General features: G+C 68.4%; 17 protein-coding genes. 16 read left to right on the forward strand and 1 reads right to left on the reverse strand.

What is annotated here, in order from left to right:
• Nucleotides 1–459 precede the first annotated feature (459 nt).
• The 14 genes from CNR27_RS05230 to lpxC all read left to right on the forward strand — a co-directional run bounded on the left by CNR27_RS05230 (nucleotide 460) and on the right by lpxC (nucleotide 16,513).
• Complete coding sequence (locus CNR27_RS05230; protein ID WP_096297244.1) at nucleotides 460–909, forward strand: division/cell wall cluster transcriptional repressor MraZ; 450 nt, start codon at nucleotides 460–462, stop codon at nucleotides 907–909.
• The gene (gene rsmH / locus CNR27_RS05235; protein ID WP_245815758.1) at nucleotides 906–1,877 is read left to right on the forward strand and encodes a 16S rRNA (cytosine(1402)-N(4))-methyltransferase RsmH; all 972 of its coding nucleotides are present in this window, start codon (nucleotides 906–908) and stop codon (nucleotides 1,875–1,877) included. The genes CNR27_RS05230 and rsmH overlap by 4 nt, the downstream gene beginning before the upstream one ends.
• Nucleotides 1,874–2,143 (forward strand): cell division protein FtsL, encoded by a 270-nt coding sequence (gene ftsL / locus CNR27_RS05240; RefSeq protein ID WP_425435488.1) that lies wholly within the window; start codon nucleotides 1,874–1,876, stop codon nucleotides 2,141–2,143. The genes rsmH and ftsL overlap by 4 nt, the downstream gene beginning before the upstream one ends.
• Nucleotides 2,140–4,026, forward strand: a complete 1,887-nt coding sequence (locus tag CNR27_RS05245; protein ID WP_096297245.1) for a peptidoglycan D,D-transpeptidase FtsI family protein — start codon at nucleotides 2,140–2,142, stop codon at nucleotides 4,024–4,026. The genes ftsL and CNR27_RS05245 overlap by 4 nt, the downstream gene beginning before the upstream one ends.
• An 8-nt stretch (nucleotides 4,027–4,034) precedes the next feature.
• Complete coding sequence (locus CNR27_RS05250) at nucleotides 4,035–5,507, forward strand: UDP-N-acetylmuramoyl-L-alanyl-D-glutamate--2,6-diaminopimelate ligase (RefSeq protein WP_179948236.1); 1,473 nt, start codon at nucleotides 4,035–4,037, stop codon at nucleotides 5,505–5,507.
• Entirely contained in the window at nucleotides 5,507–6,883 is a 1,377-nt protein-coding gene (locus CNR27_RS05255; protein WP_425435489.1) for a UDP-N-acetylmuramoyl-tripeptide--D-alanyl-D-alanine ligase, read from the forward strand. Before CNR27_RS05250 ends, CNR27_RS05255 begins: the two co-directional genes overlap by 1 nt.
• Nucleotides 6,873–7,958, forward strand: a complete 1,086-nt coding sequence (gene mraY / locus CNR27_RS05260; protein WP_096297247.1) for a phospho-N-acetylmuramoyl-pentapeptide-transferase — start codon at nucleotides 6,873–6,875, stop codon at nucleotides 7,956–7,958. Before CNR27_RS05255 ends, mraY begins: the two co-directional genes overlap by 11 nt.
• Nucleotides 7,958–9,298: a putative lipid II flippase FtsW gene (gene ftsW / locus CNR27_RS05265; RefSeq protein ID WP_096297248.1), complete on the forward strand. Its 1,341-nt coding sequence runs from the start codon at nucleotides 7,958–7,960 to the stop codon at nucleotides 9,296–9,298. Before mraY ends, ftsW begins: the two co-directional genes overlap by 1 nt.
• Complete coding sequence (gene murC / locus CNR27_RS05270) at nucleotides 9,295–10,758, forward strand: UDP-N-acetylmuramate--L-alanine ligase (protein WP_096297249.1); 1,464 nt, start codon at nucleotides 9,295–9,297, stop codon at nucleotides 10,756–10,758. The genes ftsW and murC overlap by 4 nt, the downstream gene beginning before the upstream one ends.
• A complete protein-coding gene (locus CNR27_RS05275) occupies nucleotides 10,755–11,714 on the forward strand; it encodes a D-alanine--D-alanine ligase (protein WP_096297250.1) in 960 nt (319 codons plus the stop codon). The genes murC and CNR27_RS05275 overlap by 4 nt, the downstream gene beginning before the upstream one ends.
• Nucleotides 11,711–12,508, forward strand: a complete 798-nt coding sequence (locus CNR27_RS05280) for a cell division protein FtsQ/DivIB (RefSeq protein ID WP_233580291.1) — start codon at nucleotides 11,711–11,713, stop codon at nucleotides 12,506–12,508. Before CNR27_RS05275 ends, CNR27_RS05280 begins: the two co-directional genes overlap by 4 nt.
• Complete coding sequence (ftsA, locus tag CNR27_RS05285) at nucleotides 12,505–13,740, forward strand: cell division protein FtsA (protein ID WP_096297251.1); 1,236 nt, start codon at nucleotides 12,505–12,507, stop codon at nucleotides 13,738–13,740. The genes CNR27_RS05280 and ftsA overlap by 4 nt, the downstream gene beginning before the upstream one ends.
• A 143-nt stretch (nucleotides 13,741–13,883) precedes the next feature.
• The gene (gene ftsZ / locus CNR27_RS05290; protein ID WP_096297252.1) at nucleotides 13,884–15,164 is read left to right on the forward strand and encodes a cell division protein FtsZ; all 1,281 of its coding nucleotides are present in this window, start codon (nucleotides 13,884–13,886) and stop codon (nucleotides 15,162–15,164) included.
• A 440-nt stretch (nucleotides 15,165–15,604) separates the two neighbouring features.
• Nucleotides 15,605–16,513, forward strand: coding sequence for a UDP-3-O-acyl-N-acetylglucosamine deacetylase (gene lpxC, locus CNR27_RS05295; protein WP_096297253.1), 909 nt, complete (start codon nucleotides 15,605–15,607; stop codon nucleotides 16,511–16,513).
• A 212-nt stretch (nucleotides 16,514–16,725) separates the two neighbouring features.
• Here lpxC and CNR27_RS05300 read toward each other — a convergent pair whose 3' ends face one another.
• A complete protein-coding gene (locus CNR27_RS05300; RefSeq protein ID WP_096297254.1) occupies nucleotides 16,726–17,190 on the reverse strand; it encodes a DciA family protein in 465 nt (154 codons plus the stop codon).
• 8 nt (nucleotides 17,191–17,198) lie between these two features.
• Between CNR27_RS05300 and CNR27_RS05305 the strand changes: the two genes are divergently transcribed.
• The gene (locus CNR27_RS05305) at nucleotides 17,199–18,110 is read left to right on the forward strand and encodes a M23 family metallopeptidase (RefSeq protein ID WP_096297255.1); all 912 of its coding nucleotides are present in this window, start codon (nucleotides 17,199–17,201) and stop codon (nucleotides 18,108–18,110) included.
• A 391-nt stretch (nucleotides 18,111–18,501) separates the two neighbouring features.
• Entirely contained in the window at nucleotides 18,502–21,252 is a 2,751-nt protein-coding gene (gene secA / locus CNR27_RS05310) for a preprotein translocase subunit SecA (protein ID WP_096297256.1), read from the forward strand.
• The last annotated feature ends 562 nt before the right edge of the window (nucleotides 21,253–21,814 follow it).

Raw genomic sequence — 21,814 nt, forward strand, 5'->3', positions numbered from 1 at the left:
GGCTCTGCGAAGTGCGGAAATGCATTCACGTCTGGAGACGCCCGGGCGAGGGGGCGGTCGGTGTCACCCGGGTGGAGCCTCCAGAGAGCTGGCGCGGAAGTAGACCGGAGATCGTTACGCGCTCTCGTTCGCGCACAGACCCTCCCGCGGACGCCTTCGGCAGCGGGCTTTACCGCATCGCAGCATTGGATTTCGTGAAGCCTGCGTGAGGGTTCCGTTCATTGCGAAATCTGCCTGATTCTCAAAATTTGAGATGAAACAATCGCTTGTGGATAAAGCTTGAACAATTCTCTGAAGAGTGCTGCAAGTCATTGACCGGACAGGTGAAAAGGCCCACACGAAGCTGTTGACAACCCAAATGCCCAGTCCTAAGGTGGCGACTCGTGGGGAAACCGGGTTTTTTGTGGTTTTCCATCACACAAGCCTGCTTCAGACGGGCGCCAACGGGCAGAGACGGACGTGTTGCAGGGCGAGACCGCCATCACTATCGATGACAAGGGCCGGATGGCGATTCCAACCGCCTACCGGGACTTTGTCGCGCGCGAGTGTGGCAACCGGCTCGTCCTGACCTACAACCCCTTCGACGCAGGCGGCCTGTACCTCTACCCCTACAAGGCCTGGGAAGTGCTGCGTGACCAGGTCAACGCCCTGCCGCGCACGCTGGCGCGCAACCGCATCCTGCAGCTGAAGCTCGTCGGCGCCGCCACCGTGCTCGAGCCCGATGGCAACGGCCGCATCGGCATTCCGCCCAGCCAGCGCAACACGGTCGGCATCGACCGGCGCGCGGTCCTGGTGGGGATGGGCGACAAGTTCGAGTTGTGGAGCGAGCAGGCGCATCAGGCGCAGATCCGCCAGACCCTCACCGACGAGGACATGGCCGGAGACGATCTCGAAGGATTGCCGTTGTGACCGCGGGTGGTACGGATGCCACGTCCGGCCACCTCCCGGTCTTGTACGCGCAGGTCCTCGATGGTCTGCAGGTGCGCCCGGACGGCCGCTACCTCGACGGCACCTTCGGTCGCGGCGGACATGCCGCCGGCGTGCTGGCGCAACTGGGCGAGGCCGGCCGGCTGCTGGTGATGGACAAGGATCCCGAGGCCATCGCGGTCGCACAGGCTCGCTTCGGCAACGATGCGCGCGTGTCGATCCGTCGCGGCAGCTTCGCCGACCTGGCGGCCTGGAGCGCGGTCGCCGAAGCGCCGCTCGACGGCGCGCTGTTCGACCTGGGTGTGTCCTCGCCGCAGCTCGACGTCGCCGAGCGCGGTTTCAGTTTCGGCAAGGACGGCCCGCTCGACATGCGCATGGACCCGGAGGCCGACGAAAGCGCCGCGGAGTGGATCGCGCGCGCGGCCGAGGCGGACATCGCCGACGTGCTGTGGACCTATGGCGAGGAGCGCATGAGCCGCCGCATCGCCCGCGCGATCGTCGCGCGCCGCGTCGAGGCCCCGTTCCTGCGCACCGCCGATCTCGCCGCGGTGATCGCCGCCAATGTGCCGCGCGGCAGGCCCAAGCCCGGGCAGAAGGAAACCCACCCTGCAACGCGTTCGTTCCAGGCGATCCGCATCCACATCAACCGCGAGCTGGCGGATCTGGAAACCGGCCTGAGCGCGGCGATGGACGCACTGCGCCCCGGTGGTCGACTGGCGGTCATCAGCTTCCATTCGCTCGAAGACCGCATCGTCAAGCGCTTCATCGCCGGCCACGCAAAAGCGCCGGCCGGCAACCGTCGGCTGCCGGAAGCGGCGCCGTTCGTGCCGCGCCTGCGCATCGTCAGCGATGCCACCAAGGCCGACGAGACGGAGCTGCGCGCCAATCCGCGCGCCCGCAGCGCCGTGCTGCGCGTGGCCGAAAAGCTCGACGCGGAGGGCGCCGCATGAAGCTGCGCCATCTGCTCGTCGCCGTGCTGCTGGCCGCCAACGTGATCACCGCGATCGGCGTGGTCCACGCGCGCCACGACTATCGCCAGCTCTATATCGATCTCACCCGGCTCGAGCGCGCGCGCGACGAGCTCAACATCGACTTCGGCCGGCTGCAGCTCGAACAGGCCACCTGGGCGATGAGCAACCGCGTCGACCAGGTGGCACGTGAGCGCTTGGGCATGCGGTTCCCGGAAACGGCGGAAATCGTCGTGGTGCGGCCATGAAGTTCGGCCGGCTCACGAGGTTCGTCAAGGCGGGCGACGGCCATGCCAAGAAGCCGCGCAAGCGTGCGCAGTTCGATCTGCGCCTGCGGCTGATGCTGGTCGGCGGGGCGCTGGGTCTGGGCGCGGTCGCGCTGGTCGGCCGGGCGGTGGACCTGCAGCTGATCGACAACGCGTTCTACCAGCAGAAGGCCGACGCGCGCTTCCGCCGCGAAGTGCCGATCCCGGCCTCGCGCGGCATGATCACCGACCGCAACGGCGAGCCGCTGGCGATCTCCTCGCCGGTCGAATCGCTGTGGGTCAACCCGCAGGAGCTGAGCAAGCATCCCGACCGGTTGCCGGAGCTGGCCAAGGTCACCGGCCTGCCGCTCGAGGAACTCGCACGCGCGGTCTCGCAACGCGCGGACAAGGAATTCATGTACATCCCGCGCCACCGCCGGATCAGTCCGGTGGCGGCCAAGCGCGTGCTCGACCTGGGTATTCCCGGCGTGTTCTCGCAGCGCGAATACCGCCGCTTCTACCCGCAGGGCGAAGCCGTCTCGCACGTGCTCGGCTTCACCAACATCGACGACCGCGGCCAGGAAGGCGTGGAGCTGGCGTTCGACGAATGGCTGGCCGGCAAGCCCGGCGCGCAGAACGTGATCCGCGACCGCCACGGCCGCATCGTCGAGCACGTGAGCCTGGTGCGCGCCGCCGAGCCGGGCAAGGACCTGGTGCTCAGCATCGACCGGCGCATCCAGTTCCTCGCCCACCGCGAGCTGCGCCGTGCGCTCGAGGAAACCGGCGCCAGCGCCGGGTCGATCGTCGTGCTCGACGTGGCGACCGGCGAAGTGCTGGCGATGGCCAACCTGCCGACCTACAACAACAATCGCGTCACCGGCGAGAACCGCGACGCGCATCGCAACCGCGCGGTGACGGATCTGCTCGAGCCCGGCTCGACGATGAAGCCGATCACCGTGGCGGCCGCGCTGGAGAAAGGCGTCATCACCCCGAGCACCACGTTCAACACCAACCCCGGCTGGATTCCGAACGGCCGCTTCAAGACCAGCGACTTCCGCAACTACGGGGTGCTCGACACCACCGGCATCATCACCAAGAGCTCGAACGTCGGCTCGTCGATGATCGTGCGCAAGCTCGACGATCGCTATTTCTACGAATTCGTGCGTGGTTTCGGCTACGGCCGCAGTACCGGCAGCGGCTTTCCCGGCGAAGCGGCGGGTCTGTTCCCCGATCCATCGCGCTGGAGCGGCACGAGCAAGCAGGGCATGTCCTACGGCTACGGGCTGTCGGTGACGCCGATGCAGATCGCGCACGCCTACGCCACGCTCGGCAACCACGGCCGTGCGCTGCCGCCGACCTTCGTCAAGGGCGGCGCCGGCGAAGCGCGTCAGGTGGTGTCGCCCGGCGTGGCCGACGAAGTGGTGCGGATGATGCAGACCGTCACCGAACCGGGCGGCACGGGCACGCGCGCGGCGATCCTCGGCTACCACGTGGCCGGCAAGTCCGGTACCGCGCGCAAGGCCAGCGGTGGCAGTTACGCGCGTCGGTATCTTGCCTTCTTCGCCGGGCTGGTGCCGGTGGAGAATCCGCGCTTCGCGATGGCCGTGGTCATCGACGATCCCGACACCTCCAAGGGCGGGTCCACCTACGGCGGCGGCTATGTGTCGGCCCCGGTGTTCCAGCGGGTCATGGACGGCGCGCTGCGCCTGATGGACGTGCCGCCCGACGACATCGACACCTGGCTGGCCGCGCAGGCCGCCAATGACGCCAAGCGTGCGCGCGAGCAGGGCAGGTCGGCGAAGCCGGCGCCTGCAGCCGCGCCAGCCGTCCCGGTACCGGTCGCTGCATCGTCGGCGCCAGTCGCCGTCGCGGGAGTCCAGCGATGATCCGCGCAATGGCGCTCCGCGAGCTGCTGCCGGATGTCGCAGCGGTTCCCGAAGACACGCTCATCACCGGCCTGGTGCAGGACAGCCGCGCGATCCGCCCCGGCGATGCCTTCGTCGCGATCGGCGGCTTCGGCACGCACGGCCTGCACTTCACCGACGTCGCCCGCGCCGCCGGTGCTGGCGCGATCCTGTTCGAACCGCCGGTGCCGGCCGAGATCCCGTCGCTGCCAAGCGATGCGATCGCGGTCCCCGGCCTGCGCGCGCGCATGGGCGCGATGGCCGATGCCTTCCATGGCCAGCCTTCGCGTGCGATGGCGATGGTCGGCGTCACCGGCACCAGCGGCAAGACCTCGACGGTGCAGCTGCTCGCGCAGGCGTTCGAGGCGAGCGGCACCCGCGTGGGCACGATCGGCACGCTCGGCGCCGGCCTGCATGGCGCGCTCGAGGCCAATGGATTCACCACGCCGCTGGTCCTGCAGACCCATGCGCTGCTCGCGCAGATGCGCGATGCCGGCGCGCAGGCGGTGGCGATGGAGGTCAGCTCGCACGCGCTCGACCAGGGCCGCGTGGACGCCGTGCATTTCGATGTCGCTGTGTTCACCAACCTCACCCGCGACCATCTCGACTACCACGGCGACATGGCCGGTTACGGCGCCGCGAAGGCGAAGCTGTTCGCACGCGAAGGCCTGAACGCCGCGGTGATCAACATCGACGATGCATTCGGCCGGACGCTGCCGGCGCAGCTCGCCGACGACGTCCGCGCCATCACCATCAGCGCTGTCGGCAACGCCGATGCGGATCTCTCCGCGCACGAGGTCACCTTCGACGCGTCGGGCATCGCGTTCTCGATGCGCATCGATGGGCAGTTCCTACCTGTGCGCTCGTCGCTGCTCGGTCGCTTCAATGTCGACAACCTGCTGGCGGTCGCCGGCGTGCTGCTGGCGCTGGGTCATGCGCCGGCAGAGATCGTGCGCGTGCTCGGGGCGCTCGAACCCATCGCCGGTCGCATGAACCGCCTCGGCGGCGGGACGCAGCCACTGGTCGTCGTCGACTATTCCCACAAGCCCGATCCGCTGCAGCAGGCCTTGCAGTCGCTGCGCGGCCATCTGCGCGGCCAACTGGTCTGCGTGTTCGGCTGCGGCGGCGAGCGCGATGCCGGCAAGCGGCCGCAGATGGGGACGATCGCCGAAGCCCACGCCGATCGCGTCATCGTCACCGACGACAATCCGCGCCGCGAGGAGGGTGATGCGATCGTCGCCGACATCATGGCCGGCTTCGCGAAGCCCGAAGCGGTGGTCGTCGAGCGCGACCGCCGTCGCGCGATCGAACATGCGATCGCGACGGCTGCGCCCGGCGACATCGTACTGATCGCCGGCAAGGGCCATGAGCCCTATCAGGAGATCGGCAGCGTGCAGCATCCCTTCGACGATCGCATCGTCGCCCAGGCAGCGCTCGATGCGTGGCAGGAGGCGCGACCGTGATGCCGATGCCGCTCGCCCGCATTGCCCGACTCGTCAACGGCCGCCTGCATGGCGGCGACGACGTCTCGATCGAAGCCGTCGTCACCGACAGCCGCAAGCTCGACCCGGCCGATCCCCGCGGGCTGCTGTTTGTCGCGCTGCGGGGCGAGAGCTTCGATGGCCACGACCATGTCGCGGCAGCCGCGGCTCACGGCGCACGCGCCGCGCTGGTGGCGCGGCAGCTCGACACGCCGCTGCCGCAGATCGTCGTCGCCGATCCGCAGGTCGCGCTCGGCGCGCTGGCGGGTGCCGTGCAGCGCGAGCGCAGCGCCACCGTCGTGGCGATCACCGGCAGCAACGGCAAGACCAGCGTCAAGCAACTGGTGGCCGCCATCCTCTCCCGGCACGCCGCCACCTGCTTCAATCCCGGCAACTTCAACAACGAGATCGGCCTGCCGCTGGCGGTGCTCGATGCGCCTGAAGACGCGGCGTTCGCCGTCTACGAGATGGGCGCCGGCAAGCCGGGCGACATCGCCTATCTGACCGCGATCGCTCGGCCGCGCATCGCGCTGGTCAACAACATCGCGCCCGCGCACATGGAACGCATGGGCAGCCTGCTCGGCATCGCCGACACCAAAGCCGCGATCTACGACGCGTTGCCGGCCGACGGCACCGCGGTCATCAACGCCGACGATGCGTTCGCGCCGTACTTCGCCCAGCGTGCGCATGGTCGTCGCCTGCTGCGTTTCGGCATCGAAGCGACCGCCGACGTGCTCGCGCGCGATGTGCGCCTCGAGGACGCGGGCGCACGCTTCCGTCTGGTCACGCCTGCGGGTGAGGCCGAGGTGGCGCTTCCGCTGCCGGGCCGCCACAACGTGCGCAATGCGCTGGCGGCGACCGCGATCGCGCTGGCAGCCGGTGTGCCGCTGGACGCCATCGTCGCGGCGCTCGAGACCGCCGAGGCAGTCGCAGGCCGGCTGGTGCGCCACACGCTCGACAGTGGCGCGGTGCTGATCGACGACAGCTACAACGCCAACCCCGGCTCGCTCAACGCTGCGATCGATACGCTCGCCGCGGCCGGCGGCGAGCGCTGGCTGGTGCTCGGGGACATGCGTGAACTGGGCGGTGACGGCCCGGCGATGCATGCCCAGGCCGGCGTGCGCGCCAGGGCGGCGGGTATCGCCCGACTCTATGCGCTGGGCGCGCTGAGCGCGGCCGCGGCCGACGCCTTCGGCGAGGGTGCCCGGCGATTCGACTCCCATGCGGCGCTGATCGAAGCGCTGGCGACCGATCTGCACGCCGGGGCGCGGGTGCTCGTCAAGGGCTCGCGAGGCAGTGCGATGGACCGGGTGGTCACCGCGCTGCGCAACATTGAAGGAACCGGACATGCTGCTTGAACTCGCGCGCTGGCTGCAGGGCCTCGAAGACTTCTTCAAGCTGTTCGAGTACCTGACGTTCCGCGGCATCCTCGCGGCGCTGACCTCGCTGATGCTGTCGCTGTGGCTGGGCCCGGCCGTGATCCGCAGGCTGGCACAGTTCAAGGGTGGCCAGCCCATCCGCAAGGACGGACCGCAGTCGCATTTCTCCAAGGCCGGCACGCCGACGATGGGCGGGGCGCTGATCCTGCTGACGGTGCTGCTGTCGGTGCTGCTGTGGGGCGATCTGCGCAACAAGTACGTATGGGTGATCCTCGCGGTGATGGTCGCCTTCGGCGCGATCGGGTGGTACGACGACTGGATCAAGATCGTGCGACGTGATCCCAACGGGCTCAAGTCGCGCTGGAAGTACCTGCTGCAGTCGATCTTCGGCCTGGCTGCGGGCCTGTATCTCTATCTCTACGCCGACGTCCCGGCCGCAACCACGTTCTATGTGCCGCTGTTCAAGTCGATCGCGCTGCCGCTGGCCGGCATCAGCTTCGTCGCGATTGCCTACTTCTGGATCGTCGGCTTCTCCAACGCCGTCAACCTCACTGACGGCCTCGACGGTCTGGCGATCATGCCGACGGTCCTGGTCGCCTGCGGCATGGGCGTGTTCGCCTACGCATCGGGCAACGCGGTGTTCTCGACCTACCTGCAGATCCCGCAGGTGCCCGGGGCCGGCGAGCTGGTGATCATCTGCGCCGCGATCGCCGGCGCAGGGCTCGGCTTCCTGTGGTTCAACACCTACCCGGCCATGGTTTTCATGGGCGACATCGGCGCGCTCGCGCTCGGCGCCGTGCTCGGCACGATGGCGGTGATCGTGCGCCAGGAGCTGGTGCTGGTGATCATGGGCGGCATCTTCGTCATCGAAACGCTGTCGGTGATGATCCAGGTGGCCAGCTTCAAGCTGACCGGGAAGCGCGTGTTCCGCATGGCGCCGATCCATCACCATTTCGAGCTCAAGGGCTGGCCCGAGCCGCGCGTGATCGTGCGCTTCTGGATCATCTCGGTGATCCTGGTGCTGGTCGGCCTCGCCACGTTGAAGGTGCGCTGATGGCCCGCACCTTCGAGCAGATGGCTCACGACAGCGCCGCCGCGCGTCAGGCCACGCGCCTGGACGACATCCACGGGCGTTTCGATCCCTGGCTGGTGGGCATCATCGTCGCCATCGCCACACTCGGCGTGATCATGGTCGCGTCGAGCTCGATCGCGATCGGCGAGGACATGCAGGTCGGTCGCTACTACTTCCTCAGTCGCCATTTCATCTTCCTCGCACTCGGCCTGGGTCTGGCGACCGCGGTGATGCGCACCGAGCTCAAGACGATCGAGAAGTACGACCGGTTCCTGCTGCTGGGCTGCGCCGTGCTTCTGCTGCTGGTGTTCGTGCCCGGGCTGGGACGTTCGGTCAACGGCGCGCATCGCTGGATCAACCTCGGCATCTCCAACTTCCAGGTGGTCGAGGCGGTCAAGGTCATCTACATCGTCTGGCTGGCGAGCTACCTGGTGCGCTTCCGCGACGATGTCAATGCGACCTGGGGCGCGATGCTCAAGCCGATCGGCGTCGCCGTGGTGCTGGTGGCCCTGCTGCTGCTGCAGCCCGACTTCGGCTCGTCGATGCTGCTGCTCGGCGTGACCGCCGGCATGCTCGTGCTCGGCGGCGGTCACCTCAAGCGGATGATGCTGCCGGTCGTCGCACTGCTGCCGGCGGTGGTGGGCGTCGCGGTGATGGAGCCCTACCGCCTGCGCCGCATCACGTCCTTCATGAATCCCTGGGAAGACCAGCTCGGCGCCGGCTATCAGCTCAGCAATGCGCTGATGGCGGTGGGTCGCGGCGAATTCTCCGGCGTGGGCCTGGGCGCATCGGTACAGAAGCTGTCCTATCTGCCCGAAGCGCATACCGACTTCATCTTCTCGGTGCTCGCCGAGGAGCTCGGTTTCGCCGGCGTGTGCCTGGTGGTCGGCCTGTTCACCGCACTCGTCGGCCGAGCGCTGTGGATCGGCCTGAAGTGCGTGGAGATGCGGCGCCATTTCGCCGGCTACTGCGCCTTCGGCGTCGCAATGATGATCGGCATGCAGAGCCTGGTGTCGATCGGCGTCAACCTCGGCCTGCTGCCGACCAAGGGCCTCACGTTGCCGCTGGTGTCGTCGGGCGGTTCGAGCGTGATGATGACCTGTCTCGCGCTCGGCCTGCTGCTGCGCGTCTCCTACGAACTCGACCGCGCCCAGCGCCAGGTCGCCCGGTTGCGGGGCGATGCCGCGTCGCCGGCGCCGGCGAGCCCGGTCCCCACTACCACCCAGCCGCCGCTGCCCGTGCAGCCGGGCGCGCCGGTGCGCGGCACCAGCCGCCTGCGCCAGCGCGTCGAGCCGAGTTTCGGCGGCAGGAGCCAGGCATGATCCGTCGTCTCCACCAGACCCGCGGCCTGTCGAAGGAAGACTTCGCCAAGGTGTTCTCGCGCGTGCATTTCGTCGGCATCGGCGGCACCGGCATGAGCGGCATCGCCGAAGTGCTGTGCACGCTGGGCTACAAGGTGTCGGGCTCCGACACCGCCGACAGCGCGACCACGCGCCGGCTCGCGAGCCTTGGCGCGACCGTGCATCGCGGCCATGCGGCAGCCAATGTACTGGGCAGCGACTGCGTGGTCGTGTCCAGCGCGATCCGGCCCGACAATCCGGAACTGATGGAGGCGCGCGCGCAGCGCATCCCGATCGTGCCGCGCGCGGAGATGCTGGCCGAACTGATGCGCTTCCGCCGCAGCATCGCGGTGGCCGGTACCCACGGCAAGACCACGACCACGTCACTGACCGCGAGCGTGCTCGCCGAAGGCGGCCTCGATCCGACCTTCGTCGTCGGCGGCCAGCTGCTGGCTGCCGGCGCGAACGCGCGCCTGGGCAGTGGCGACTGGCTCGTCGCCGAGGCGGACGAGAGCGACGGCAGCTTCCTGCGCCTCAATCCGCTGATCGCGATCGTCACCAATATCGACGCCGACCACCTGGAGAACTACGGCGGTGATTTCACCCGCGTCCAGGCCGCGTTCGACGAATTCCTGCATCGACTGCCGTTCTATGGACTCGCGGTGCTGTGCATCGACGATCCCGAGGTCGCGCGCCTGGCCACGGCCACGCCGCGCCACGTGATGACCTACGGCCTGTCGGATGCCGCCGACGTGCGTGCCGAGGACGTCGCCCAGGACGGCGCGGCGATGACCTTCACGCTGTGCCTGCCCGAAAACACGCGCATCCGCGCGCGGCTTGCGCTGCCCGGCCGCCACAATGTGCTCAATGCACTCGCCGCAGCCGCGGTGGGCTGGCAGCTCGGCGTCGCCCCCGAGGCGATCGTCGCCGCGCTGGGTGCGTTCCAGGGCATCGGCCGCCGCTTCAACCTGCTCGGCGAGCTGGTCACGCCTGCCGGCGCCCGCGTACAGCTGGTCGACGACTACGGCCATCATCCCAAGGAGCTGGCGGCGGTGTTCGCCGCGGCGCGCGGAGGCTGGAGCGATCGCCGCCTCGTGGTCGCATTCCAGCCACACCGCTACAGCCGCACCCGCGACCTGTTCGACGACTTCGCCGGCGTGTTGTCGGATGTCGATGCACTGGTGTTGACCGAGGTCTATCCCGCGGGCGAGGCGCCGATTGCGGGCGCCGATGCGAAGGCACTCGCACGCGCGATCCGCGCGCGCGGCCGGATCGATCCGGTCGTCGTTGCCGGCGCCGCGGATCTGGCCGGCGTGCTGCCCGACATCCTCGAAGATGGCGACCTGCTGCTGATGATGGGCGCCGGCGACATCGGCGTCGCCGTGCAGCGCCTCGCGCAGGCAGGTTTCATCGGCGCAGCGCGCCCGGAGGCGGGCCGATGAGCGCCACGCTGTCCGCACCCCGTTTCACCGAGCCGGGCGTGTTCGGCCGCGTTGCGGTGCTGCTCGGCGGCTCGGGCTCGGAGCGGGAGGTCTCGCTGCAGTCGGGGCAGGGGGTGCTCGATGCGCTGCGCTCGCGCGGCGTCGATGCGCACGCGGTCGACGGGGTGCCGGCGCTCGCACAGGCGATCCTCGCCGGCAAGTTCGACCGCGTGTTCAACATCCTGCACGGCGGCGACGGCGAGAACGGCGTGGTCCAGGGCCTGCTGGAGGCTTTCGGCATTCCCTGTACCGGCTCGGGCGTGCTCGGTTCCGCGCTGACCATGGACAAGATCCGCACCAAGCAGGTGTGGATGAGCGAAGGTCTTCCGACCCCGCGCTTCGCCCGCCTGGCACCAGGCGCGGATCTCCACGCTGCCGCGGCGTCGCTCGGCTATCCGGTCTTCGTGAAGCCGTCGTGCGAAGGCTCCAGCGTCGGTGTGTTCCGCGTGATTAGCGAAGCGGACCTGCAACCGGCCGTCGAGTTCGCCGCCGGCTATGCCGGCGAACTGCTGATGGAGCAGATGGTGCGTGGCGACGAGCTGACCGTCGGCATCATCGGCGATATCGCGCTGCCGTCCATCCGCATCGTGCCCGCAGGCGAGTGGTACGACTACCACGCCAAGTACATCGCCGACGACACGCAGTACCTGTGCCCCGGCATGTCCCCCGAGGACGAAGCCGAGGTCGGCGCGCTCGCACTGGCCGCCTTCCGTGCGGCGGGCTGCAGCGGCTGGGGCCGCGTCGACGTCATGCGCGACATCGAGCGTGGCCTGCAGCTGATCGAGGTCAATACCGCGCCCGGCATGACCAGTCATTCGCTGGTGCCCAAGGCTGCTGCGCAGATCGGAATGGATTACGCGGCGCTGTGCTGGCGCGTGCTCGAAGCCACGATTCCGGTGGAGGTGGAAGCGCGATGAACCAGGCGCTGGGCACGATGGTGCGGGTCCTGGCATGGGCGCTGGCGGTTGCGCTGGTGGCGCTGCCGGTGGTCGCCGTGGTCAACGGCTGGATCGGCGCCGAGCGCTGGCCGCTGCGCGTGCTGCGCATCAATGACGGCCTCGAGCAGGTCGATACCGCGCGCGTGCGCGCCGCCGTGTTGCCGCATGCGCAGCGCGGCTTCTTCGCGGTCGATCTGGCTCAGGCGCAGCGCGATGTCGCGCGCCTGCCATGGGTGGCCGGGGTCGAGGTGCGCAAGCGCTGGCCGGACGTTCTGCATGTACGCATCGCCGAGCATGTGCCCTTCGCGCGCTGGGGCGATGCGCGGCTGTTGTCGACGCGTGGCCGCCTGTTCGCCGCCGAGGGCGTCGACGTGCCCACCGACATGCCGCGTTTCGACGGCCCCGAGAATCGCATTCCCGAGATCGTCGCGCTCTACAACGAATCGCGGGAGCTGTTCGGCACTGCCGGTATCCGGGTCGAGCGCGTCGCGCTCGACGCGCGCGGCAGCTGGCAGCTGACCCTGTCCAGCGGCACCGATGTCGTCGTCGGCAGCCAGGAAGCGCGCCTGCGCCTGGCCCGCTTCGCGCGGATGCTGCCGCGCCTGACCGGCACCCGGGTCGAGCCGCTGACCCGCGCCGACCTCCGCTACACCAACGGTTTCGCGCTGATCTGGGGCGATCCACCCGCGCCCGATGCAGCCCGGGCCGCTGACGCGACCGCCAACCCGGTCGCGCACCGTTCTTCCACCTCCGTTTCCGGCTTTTCCACATGAACCGCAAGGGCGACAAGACACTCATCGTCGGACTCGATATCGGCACCTCGAAAGTGGTGGCGCTGGTCGGCGAGTACTCGCCCGGCAATCCGATCGAGGTCATCGGCATCGGCAGCCACGAATCGCGCGGCCTCAAGCGCGGCGTCGTGGTGGACATCGAATCGACCGTGCAGTCGATCCAGCGCGCGGTCGAGGAAGCCGAGCTGATGGCCGGGTGCGAGATCCGCTCGGTCTACGCCTCGATCTCCGGCAACCACGTGCAGTGCCGCAATTCGCCGGGCATCGTGCCGATCCGCGACAACGAAGTGACCTGGGCCGATCTCGACCGCGTGCTCGATGCGGCCAAGGCGGTCGCGATCCCGGCCGACCAGAAGATCCTGCACGCGATTCCGCGCGAGTACGTGCTCGACGATTCCCAGGAAGGCATCCGCAACCCGGTCGGCATGACCGGCGTGCGCCTCGAGGTGCATGCGCATCTGGTCGTCTGCGCGCAGTCGGCCGCGGCCAACATCAGCAAGTGCGTGCAGCGTTGCGGGCTGTCGATCGACGATCTGATCCTGTCCTCGCTGGCCTCGAGCACCGCGGTGCTGACCTCCGACGAGCGCGAGCTCGGCGTGGTGCTGGTCGACATGGGCGCCGGCACGACCGATCTGGCGGTGTTCGTGCAGGGGGCGATCTGCCACACGGCTTCGCTGCCGATCGCCGGCGACAAGGTCACCGAGGACATCGCGCACATGCTGCGCACCCCCACGCCCGAGGCCGAGCAGATCAAGGTGCGCTACGCCTGCGCGCTCGCGCAGCTGGCGACCAGCGAGGAATCGATCCAGGTCCCGAGCGTCGGCGACCGCCCGCCGCGGCGTCTGCCGCGGCAGTCGCTGGCGCAGGCCGTGCAGGCGCGCTACGAGGAAATCTTCGAGATGGTGCAGGCCGAACTGCGCCGGTCGGGCTTCGAGCAGCACGTGCGCGCCGGCATGGTGCTCACCGGCGGCGCCTCGAAGATGGAAGGCGTGGTCGAACTGGCCGAGGAAATGCTGCAGATGCCGGTTCGGGTGGGCATTCCCCAGCACGTCACCGGCCTGGGCGAGGTGGTTGGCAATCCGGTCCACGCCACTGGGGTGGGCCTGCTGCTGATGGGCAGCCAGATCGAACATCCGCGCCGGCCCGTGGTCTCCGGGGGCCGCGCCGGCGGGTGGCTGAAAAAGATATGGGCGCGATTCAACGGCGAATTCTGATTCGCGCACACGAAAACGGGGGTGGGGACGCGGCGGGCAGGGCAGCGACGAAACCAGCGGTACGGCATAGCAAGGCACATCAATAGACGCCGGGAAGGACGTGGTCACCACGCCGAACCCGGTCCAACGAGAGGACGACGGACATGGCACATTTCGAATTGGTCGAGAAGATGGCCCCAAACGCGGTGATCAAGGTCATCGGTGTCGGCGGCGGCGGCGGCAATGCAGTCGCGCACATGGTCAACAACAGCGTCGATGGCGTTGAGTTCATCACCGCCAACACCGACGCGCAGGCGATCAAGAACTGCGGCGCCAAGCTGCAGCTGCAGCTCGGCAGCAGCGTCACCAAGGGCCTGGGCGCAGGCGCGAACCCGGAAGTCGGCCGCCAGGCCGCGCTCGAGGACCGCGAGATCATCATGGATGCGCTGCAGGGCGCCGACATGGTGTTCATCACCGCCGGCATGGGCGGCGGCACCGGCACCGGCGCTGCGCCCGTGGTCGCGCAGATGGCCAAGGAGATGGGCATCCTGACCGTCGCCGTGGTCACCAAGCCGTTCCCCTTCGAAGGCCGCCGGCGCATGCAGGTCGCCCTCAAGGGGATCGAGGAACTGTCGGCGCATTGCGACTCGCTGATCACCATTCCCAACGAGAAGCTGATCACCGTGCTCGGCCGCAACGCCACGATGATCCAGGCCTTCCGCGCCGCCAACGACGTGCTGCTCGGCGCCGTGCAGGGCATTGCCGACCTGATCGTGCGTCCCGGTCTGATCAACGTCGACTTCGCCGACGTCCGCACCGTGATGTCCGAAATGGGCCTGGCGATGATGGGTACGGGCCTTGCCCGTGGCGACGACCGCGCCCAGGCCGCCGCCGAAGCCGCGATCCAGAACCCGCTGCTGGACGATGTCAACCTGGCCGGCGCCAACGGCATCCTGGTCAACATCACCGCCGGCGCCGACTTCACGATGGCCGAGTTCGACGAAGTGGGCCGCACGGTGGAGAACTTCTCCAGCGAGGACGCGACCATCGTCATCGGCACCGTGCTCGATCCGGACATGCAGGACGAGGTCCGCGTGACCGTGGTCGCGACCGGCCTGAACCGCGCCCCGGCGCGGGCGGCAGGCTACAGCGGAGAAGGCGCGGGCCGCGGCAAGCCGCAGGTCCAGCTGATCAGCAACAACCAGCGCGGCGTGCGCGACGGCACGACCGGCATGCTGATCGAGGACGGCTCCGACGCGGTCGCGCCCTACAGCCCCGGCAACAGCATCGCGGCCTCGCTGCGCGGAAACGCGGGCGGCCAGTCGACCTCTCCGCTGCGCAGCAACGCCCGTGCGGAGTCGAGCGAGGCCCCCAAGGTCGCCGATTTCGGCAGCGACAGCAGCTACCTGGACATTCCGGCGTTCCTGCGTCGCCAGGCCGACTGATGCCGTCCCTGGCGAGGGTCATCGCTTGCGGCAGGCCCCTCCCGGCCTGCCGTAACCGGGCGCGTGACGAAGCGCGAGGCAGTGCCTCGCCCGCGCTTCGCCCCGTCCTGCACCGTCAGGTGGGCTGATTCCTCGCCGCGCGACGGCATGCGCGTCCGCCCGACCGGGCGGCCTGCGGATGGCCGTCGCCGCAGGGCGGAGCGTCCTCCTGTCCTGAAGTGCCCGGCGGCGCGTTGTCCGCGCGTCGCCTTTTGGTCCATCGGGCTCGTCCCGATGGGCCGTTTTCCAGCCGTCGCAGCGCATTTGACGGCGTTTGGCCGCGCAGTCAGCATCGCCCGCCTTTCCGTTCAGGTTCAGCCGGTGCCGTGATAATCTGCCTCGCGGTTCCGATGGCAGTCCGATGACGGATGCGCGGAATCTTCTCTCCTGCGGACTCCCCCATGCCCCGCCAACGCACCATCAAGAACGTGATCCGCGCGACAGGCGTCGGCCTGCACAGCGGCGAGAAAGTGTTTTTGACCCTGCGTCCCGCGGCGCCCGATACCGGCATCGTGTTCCGACGCGTCGATCTCGACCCGCCCGTGGACATTCCCGCACACGGCAATCTGGTCACCGAGACCACGCTGTGTACCGGACTGAGCTGTGGCCCGGCCAAGGTCCAGACGGTCGAACACCTGATGTCCGCACTGGCGGGCCTGGGTGTCGACAATATGTATGTCGAGCTGTCCGCGGCGGAAGTTCCGATCATGGACGGCTCGTCCGGCCCCTTCGTGTTCCTGCTGCAGTCGGCCGGTGTTGTGGAGCAGGATGCGCCCAAGCGCTTCATCCGCGTGCTCAAGCCGGTGGAAGTGCGCGAGGGCGACAAGATCGCGCGCTTCGAGCCGTTCGACGGCTTCAAGCTCGACTTCACCATCGCCTTCGACCATCCCGCGATCCCGCTGGCGCAGTCGCGCGCCGAAGTCGAGTTCTCGACCGAGGCCTACATCCGCGAAGTCAGCCGGGCGCGCACCTTCGGCTTCATGCGCGACCTGGAATACATGCGCGAGCGCAATCTTGGTCTCGGCGGGTCGATGGACAATGCGATCGTGCTCGACGAGTTCCGCGTGCTCAACGACGACGGCCTCCGATACGCCAACGAGTTCGTGCGCCACAAGATTCTCGACGCGGTCGGTGACCTCTATCTGGCCGGCCATCCCATCCTCGGGCGGTTCGTCGGTTACAAGTCGGGCCATGCGCTCAACAACAAGCTGGTCCGCGCACTGCTGGCGCAGAGCGACGCCTGGGAAGAGGTCACGTTCGACCGGGCGGGCAATGCACCGCTCGCCTACGGCGCCCCGGTTGCCGCCTGAGCGGCGGTGATCACCTTCGCCAACACGCGATGAACTTGGCCGTGACCGCGCCGGACCTGTTCATGTCTGTGGCGATACTTAACTAAAAGTTAACGTTATCTTTCTGATTCCGTAACTTGTAGTTAACCTCCTGCCCGCTTTCGGCCAGTAGGATGGCCCCTCCCCCCTTCACCTGGCCTCGACTTTGGTGAGCAGGGGACGGGACCGCCGCTTCATTTTCGTTCGTCGCCATCCTCGCCGGATTGCAGCGAAGCCAGCGCCGCCTTCAGCGCAGCGCGGGCCACCGGCGAAGGTGGGGTGGTACGTGCGCGGCCAGCATCGACCTCGGGTCGGAGCGGCCGGGTCGAGGTTCTGACCACGATGTCGCTGACATCCAGCCCGATGGACCGGGCGGCGTCGAGCAGCACATCAGCCGACAGGCGCAGCCTGGCGTGCCAGATGGGCGAATCGACGAGGAAGACCAACCTGCTGCCATCCACATTGGCCAACCGCGCATGCGGCGCCAGCGTCGGTGGCAACAGGGGAACGAGACGGCGATCCAACGCGTCGAGCCACATGGCCCGGCGGATCGGATCGGCCGACGTACCGCCCAGTGCCGCTTCCAGTGCGGCCGTCGGGGCTCCCACGCGGGAAGCGCCGATGCGGGGCGGTTTGGATCTGGACCTGAAATCAGACATTGGTACGTATGACCCTGAACTCGTTTTTGAATGATATGCGCGGCCGTGTCGCGCAGGTGGCCGCCCGGGCCCGCGCCGTGTCGGCGCGCCGGCCGCTGACCGTCGCTGCTGCCGTCGCCGTCGCCGGCCTGTGCGGGGGCGCCGCGCTCAACGCCGCCGAGGTCGCGCGCCTGCATGGCGTCGCCGCCAGCAACGAACGCGCGATCGACGCCACCCGCCGCGAAGCCCAGCGCGAGATCAACGCACTCGCTGCGCGGATGAGCGAACTCCAGGCCCAGGCGACTCGTCTCAATGCCCTTGGTGACCGGCTTGCGCGCGGCGCAGGCCTCGAGGACGGCGAGTTCGATTTCGACCAGCCGGTCGGCCAGGGTGGTGCGGAACCCGCGCGGGACATGCCGGCGCGCACGCTGCTTGGCGGCATGGATGCGCTCGATGATGATTTCGCCTCCGCCGGCCAGCAGCTTTCGGTGCTCGAGGCCCTGCTGTTCGACCTGCGCATCGAGCAGAACGCGCTGCCGTCGCGTTCGCCGGTGGGCAAGAGCTACGTGACCTCGTCCTATGGCTACCGCGCCGACCCCTTCGGTCGCGGCGGCCAGTTCCACAAGGGCATCGACTTCAGCGCCCGCACCGGCGATCGCGTGATGACGGTCGCCGACGGCGTGGTCAGCTATTCGGGCGTGCGCAGTGGCTACGGCAATGTCGTCGAGGTCGATCACGGCAACGGCTACGTGACCCGCTATGCGCACAATTCGCGCAACGTGGTGAAGGTGGGCGATCTGGTCCGCGTCGGCGACGAGATCGCCAAGGCCGGCTCCACCGGTCGCTCTACCGGCGCCCATGTGCATTTCGAGGTGTGGGAGAACGGCCGCGTGCAGAACCCGCGCAAGTTCCTCGGCAACATGGGTGTCACCCGCCAGTAACCGGCCGCAGCCGCTGCGTTCTGGCGCAGACGCAGCGGGTCCTGCGCATGCGCGTTGACCCGGCCGGATCCGGGGCGACGCTGGGCGACGTGTCGGGCTTGCGCCTGTTCCTGGCGTTCGACACACGCAGCCCGGCAGCGTGCGGCAACGCCGACGCATACCGGTCCGCAGCCGCGCGGGGCAGGCGCCCTGTCAGAGAAAGGCTCCCGTCCGCCGTCCACCGGTAGCCGCAAGGGCGCCACCCGCGCGGTCCGGGTGGCTTGAAAGCGCAGCCGCCCTCCCCAAGCTACAATGCGTGTTGCCAACGAAAGGGCGCCCGGCGCCCTTTTCTTTTGCGGCTCTGCGGCGAAACCGCCTGCGCCGCGCCTCGATTCCCGAACCCGGTACTCCAATGCTCAATCGCCTGCTCACCAGTGTCTTCGGCAGTCGCAACGACCGCTTCGTCAAACAGCTCGAGAAGATCGTCGCGAAGATCAACGCCCTGGAACCGCAGATGGAGGCGCTCTCGGACGCGGAGCTGCAGGCCAAGACGCCCGAGTTCAAGGCACGCATCGCCAACGGCGAATCGCTCGACAAGATCCTGCCCGAGGCCTTCGCGGTCTGCCGCGAAGCGAGCAAGCGGGTGCTGGGCATGCGCCCTTACGACGTGCAGCTGATCGGCGGCATGGTGCTGCACATGGGCAAGATCGCCGAGATGCGCACCGGCGAGGGCAAGACCCTGGTCGGCACGCTGCCGACGTATCTCAATGCGCTCGAGGGCAAGGGCGTCCACGTCATCACGGTCAACGATTACCTCGCCCGCCGTGACGCGGCGCAGATGGGCAAGCTCTACAACTGGCTGGGTCTGTCGGTCGGCGTGATCTGGCCGGGCATGCCCCACGGCGAAGCGAAGCGCGACGCCTACCGCGCAGACATCACCTACGGCACCAACAACGAATTCGGCTTCGACTACCTGCGCGACAACATGGCGCTGTCGAAGGCCGACCGTTACCAGCGCGGCCTCAACTACGCGATCATCGACGAAGTCGACTCGATCCTGATCGACGAAGCGCGCACGCCGCTGATCATCTCCGGCCCCGCCGACGACTCCCCCGAGCTCTACATCAAGGTCAACCGTCTGGTGCCCTCGCTGGTCAGGCAGGAGACCGAAGACGGCGACGGCGACTTCTGGGTGGATGAGAAGGGCAAGCAGGTCCACCTGTCCGAGGCCGGCCAGGAGCACGCCGAGGAACTGCTGCGCAAGGCCGGCATCCTCGGCGAGGACGAGAGCCTCTACGCGCCGCAGAACATCCACATCGTGCACCACCTCAACGCGGGCCTGCGGGCGCACGCGATCTACCAGCGCGACGACCATTACATCGTCCGCGACGGCGAGGTGATCATCGTCGACGAGTTCACCGGCCGCACGCTCCCGGGCCGCCGCTGGTCCGACGGCCTGCACCAGGCGGTCGAGGCCAAGGAAGGGGTGCCGGTGCAGCGCGAGAACCAGACGCTTGCCAGCATCACCTTCCAGAACCTGTTCCGCATGTACGGCAAGCTCGCCGGCATGACCGGCACGGCCGATACCGAAGCCTACGAGTTCGAGAGCATCTATTCGCTCGAGGTCGTGGTGATCCCGACCCATCGCCCGATGATCCGCAAGGACAACCCCGACGCGGTGTTCCTCAACCGCGCCGGCAAGTACCGCGCGGTCGCGCGCGAGATCCAGGCGGCGAACGAGCGCGGCCAGCCGGTGCTGGTCGGCACGACGTCGATCGAAGTCTCCGAGCTGCTGTCCGAGCACCTGCGCAAGGAAGGCATCGCCCACGAGGTGCTCAACGCCAAGCAGCACGAGCGCGAGGCGCAGATCATCGCCCAGGCCGGTCGTCCCGGCGCCGTGACCATCGCGACCAACATGGCCGGCCGCGGCACCGACATCGTGCTCGGCGGTTCGCTCGAGGCCGAGCTCGCCCAGCTGGAAGCCGATACCGGCGCGCCGGTCGACGAGGCCACGAAGGCCAGGCTGCGCGCCGAGTGGCAGGTGCGCCACGATGCGGTCAAGGCTGCAGGCGGACTGCACATCATCGGTACCGAGCGCCACGAGTCGCGCCGTATCGACAACCAGCTGCGCGGCCGTTCCGGCCGCCAGGGCGACCCGGGTTCCAGCCGCTTCTACCTGTCGCTCGAAGACAATCTGATGCGCATCTTCGCCGCCGACTGGGTGCAGAAGGTCATGGCGCGCATGGGCCTGCAGGAAGACGACATCATCGAGTCGCCGCTGGTGACCAAGCAGATCGCCAACGCGCAGCGCAAGGTCGAGGCGCACAACTTCGACATCCGCAAGAACCTGCTCGACTTCGACGACGTCAACAACGACCAGCGCAAGGTCATCTACGGCCAGCGCGACGAGCTTCTGGACGCCGAGAGCGTCAAGGAGAACATCGACGGCATCCGCGCGGATGTGGTCGCCGGCATCGTCGCGCGTTACGTGCCGCCGCAGTCCATCGACGAGCAATGGGATCTGCCGGGCCTGGAGTCGGAGCTCGAGCGCGAATTCGGGCTGCGCCTGTCGCTGGTCGACCTCGCAAAGAGCCGCGAAGAGCTCGACGACGAGCAGATCTCCGCCTTTGTGCAGCAGGAAGTCGACCGCCTGTTCGCCGAGAAGGAAGCGCAGCTCGGCGACGAGACCATGCGCATGCTCGAGAAGCACATCATGCTCAACGTGCTCGACCAGGGCTGGAAGGAGCATCTGGGCCGCATGGACTATCTGCGCCAGGGCATCCACCTGCGCGGTTACGCGCAGAAGCAGCCCAAGCAGGAGTACAAGCGCGAGGCATTCGAGCTGTTCTCGGAAATGCTCGAGAAGGTCAAGCATGACGTGGTGACCATGCTGGCGCGCGTGCGCGTGCGCAGCGACGACGAGATCGCCGCGCTGGAAGCGGAGGAGCGTCGCCAGGTCGAAGCCAAGCTCAACCAGGCCCAGTTCCAGCACGCCGACGCCGGCAGCTACAGCGCCGACGAGGAGGCCGAGGACGTTCGCGCCACTCGCGCGGCGGCCCAGCCCGCCACGATCGTCCGCGACGTCGACAAGGTCGGCCGCAACGATCCCTGCCCCTGCGGCAGCGGCAAGAAGTACAAGCACTGCCACGGTCAGCTGAACTGATCGGCCGGGCGTACTGCCCTTCGAGCGACGTTTTCTGCAGGACTGCCCAAGGCCGGGACCCCCTGCTGCCGACACGGTTCCCGACGGCAGCGCGCCGCCCCGGACCCGATCCCGTGGCGACGCGCGCAGCGCCAGCGTGCATGCAATTCTCCTCGGGGAGAGCAAGGCGCACGGCGCGCGGGGTGGGAGGGCGTTGCCGCAACGCGCCCTCTCCCAAAGAAGAGAGGGGCTTTGAGTGCGGTCCGGTGGGACGCTGCTGCGTGACCGGCATTCCGGGACATCCAGCGTCTTCTCTGTCCGGCGCTGAGCCTGCGTGAACGATCAGGATGACGTGCGGGCGGGCAAGCCGCGCGCATATCTCTGGAAGGGAGCCTGCCCAGCCTGATCCGGATTGTCGCGCACCGTGCACGGGTGCTTGCACCTTCCCTCCGTGGAAGGTGTGTGCGCGTGACGGGTCCGATGAGGGCAGGGGGTTGCTGCAAAGCGCCCTCACCCCAACCCCTCTCGCGGACGGCGAGGGCTTTGAGTGCGGTCCGGTGGGACGCTGCTGCGTGACCGGTAT

Source organism: Luteimonas chenhongjianii (genome assembly GCF_002327105.1).
Taxonomy (GTDB): domain Bacteria; phylum Pseudomonadota; class Gammaproteobacteria; order Xanthomonadales; family Xanthomonadaceae; genus Luteimonas; species Luteimonas chenhongjianii.

Excerpts from the sequence above, each read along its gene's own strand:
- ftsZ (WP_096297252.1), top strand. The coding sequence starts at position 13,884 with ATGGCACATTTCGAATTGGTCGAGAAGATGGCCCCAAACGCGGTGATC.
- CNR27_RS05245 (WP_096297245.1), top strand. The coding sequence starts at position 2,140 with ATGAAGTTCGGCCGGCTCACGAGGTTCGTCAAGGCGGGCGACGGCCAT.
- secA (WP_096297256.1), top strand. The coding sequence starts at position 18,502 with ATGCTCAATCGCCTGCTCACCAGTGTCTTCGGCAGTCGCAACGACCGC.
- CNR27_RS05305 (WP_096297255.1), top strand. The coding sequence starts at position 17,199 with ATGACCCTGAACTCGTTTTTGAATGATATGCGCGGCCGTGTCGCGCAG.
- CNR27_RS05250 (WP_179948236.1), top strand. The coding sequence starts at position 4,035 with ATGGCGCTCCGCGAGCTGCTGCCGGATGTCGCAGCGGTTCCCGAAGAC.
- CNR27_RS05300 (WP_096297254.1), bottom strand. The coding sequence starts at position 17,190 with ATGTCTGATTTCAGGTCCAGATCCAAACCGCCCCGCATCGGCGCTTCC.
- murC (WP_096297249.1), top strand. The coding sequence starts at position 9,295 with ATGATCCGTCGTCTCCACCAGACCCGCGGCCTGTCGAAGGAAGACTTC.
- CNR27_RS05255 (WP_425435489.1), top strand. The coding sequence starts at position 5,507 with ATGCCGATGCCGCTCGCCCGCATTGCCCGACTCGTCAACGGCCGCCTG.
- CNR27_RS05280 (WP_233580291.1), top strand. The coding sequence starts at position 11,711 with ATGAACCAGGCGCTGGGCACGATGGTGCGGGTCCTGGCATGGGCGCTG.
- lpxC (WP_096297253.1), top strand. The coding sequence starts at position 15,605 with ATGCCCCGCCAACGCACCATCAAGAACGTGATCCGCGCGACAGGCGTC.
- ftsL (WP_425435488.1), top strand. The coding sequence starts at position 1,874 with ATGAAGCTGCGCCATCTGCTCGTCGCCGTGCTGCTGGCCGCCAACGTG.
- CNR27_RS05275 (WP_096297250.1), top strand. The coding sequence starts at position 10,755 with ATGAGCGCCACGCTGTCCGCACCCCGTTTCACCGAGCCGGGCGTGTTC.
- ftsW (WP_096297248.1), top strand. The coding sequence starts at position 7,958 with ATGGCCCGCACCTTCGAGCAGATGGCTCACGACAGCGCCGCCGCGCGT.
- ftsA (WP_096297251.1), top strand. The coding sequence starts at position 12,505 with ATGAACCGCAAGGGCGACAAGACACTCATCGTCGGACTCGATATCGGC.
- mraY (WP_096297247.1), top strand. The coding sequence starts at position 6,873 with ATGCTGCTTGAACTCGCGCGCTGGCTGCAGGGCCTCGAAGACTTCTTC.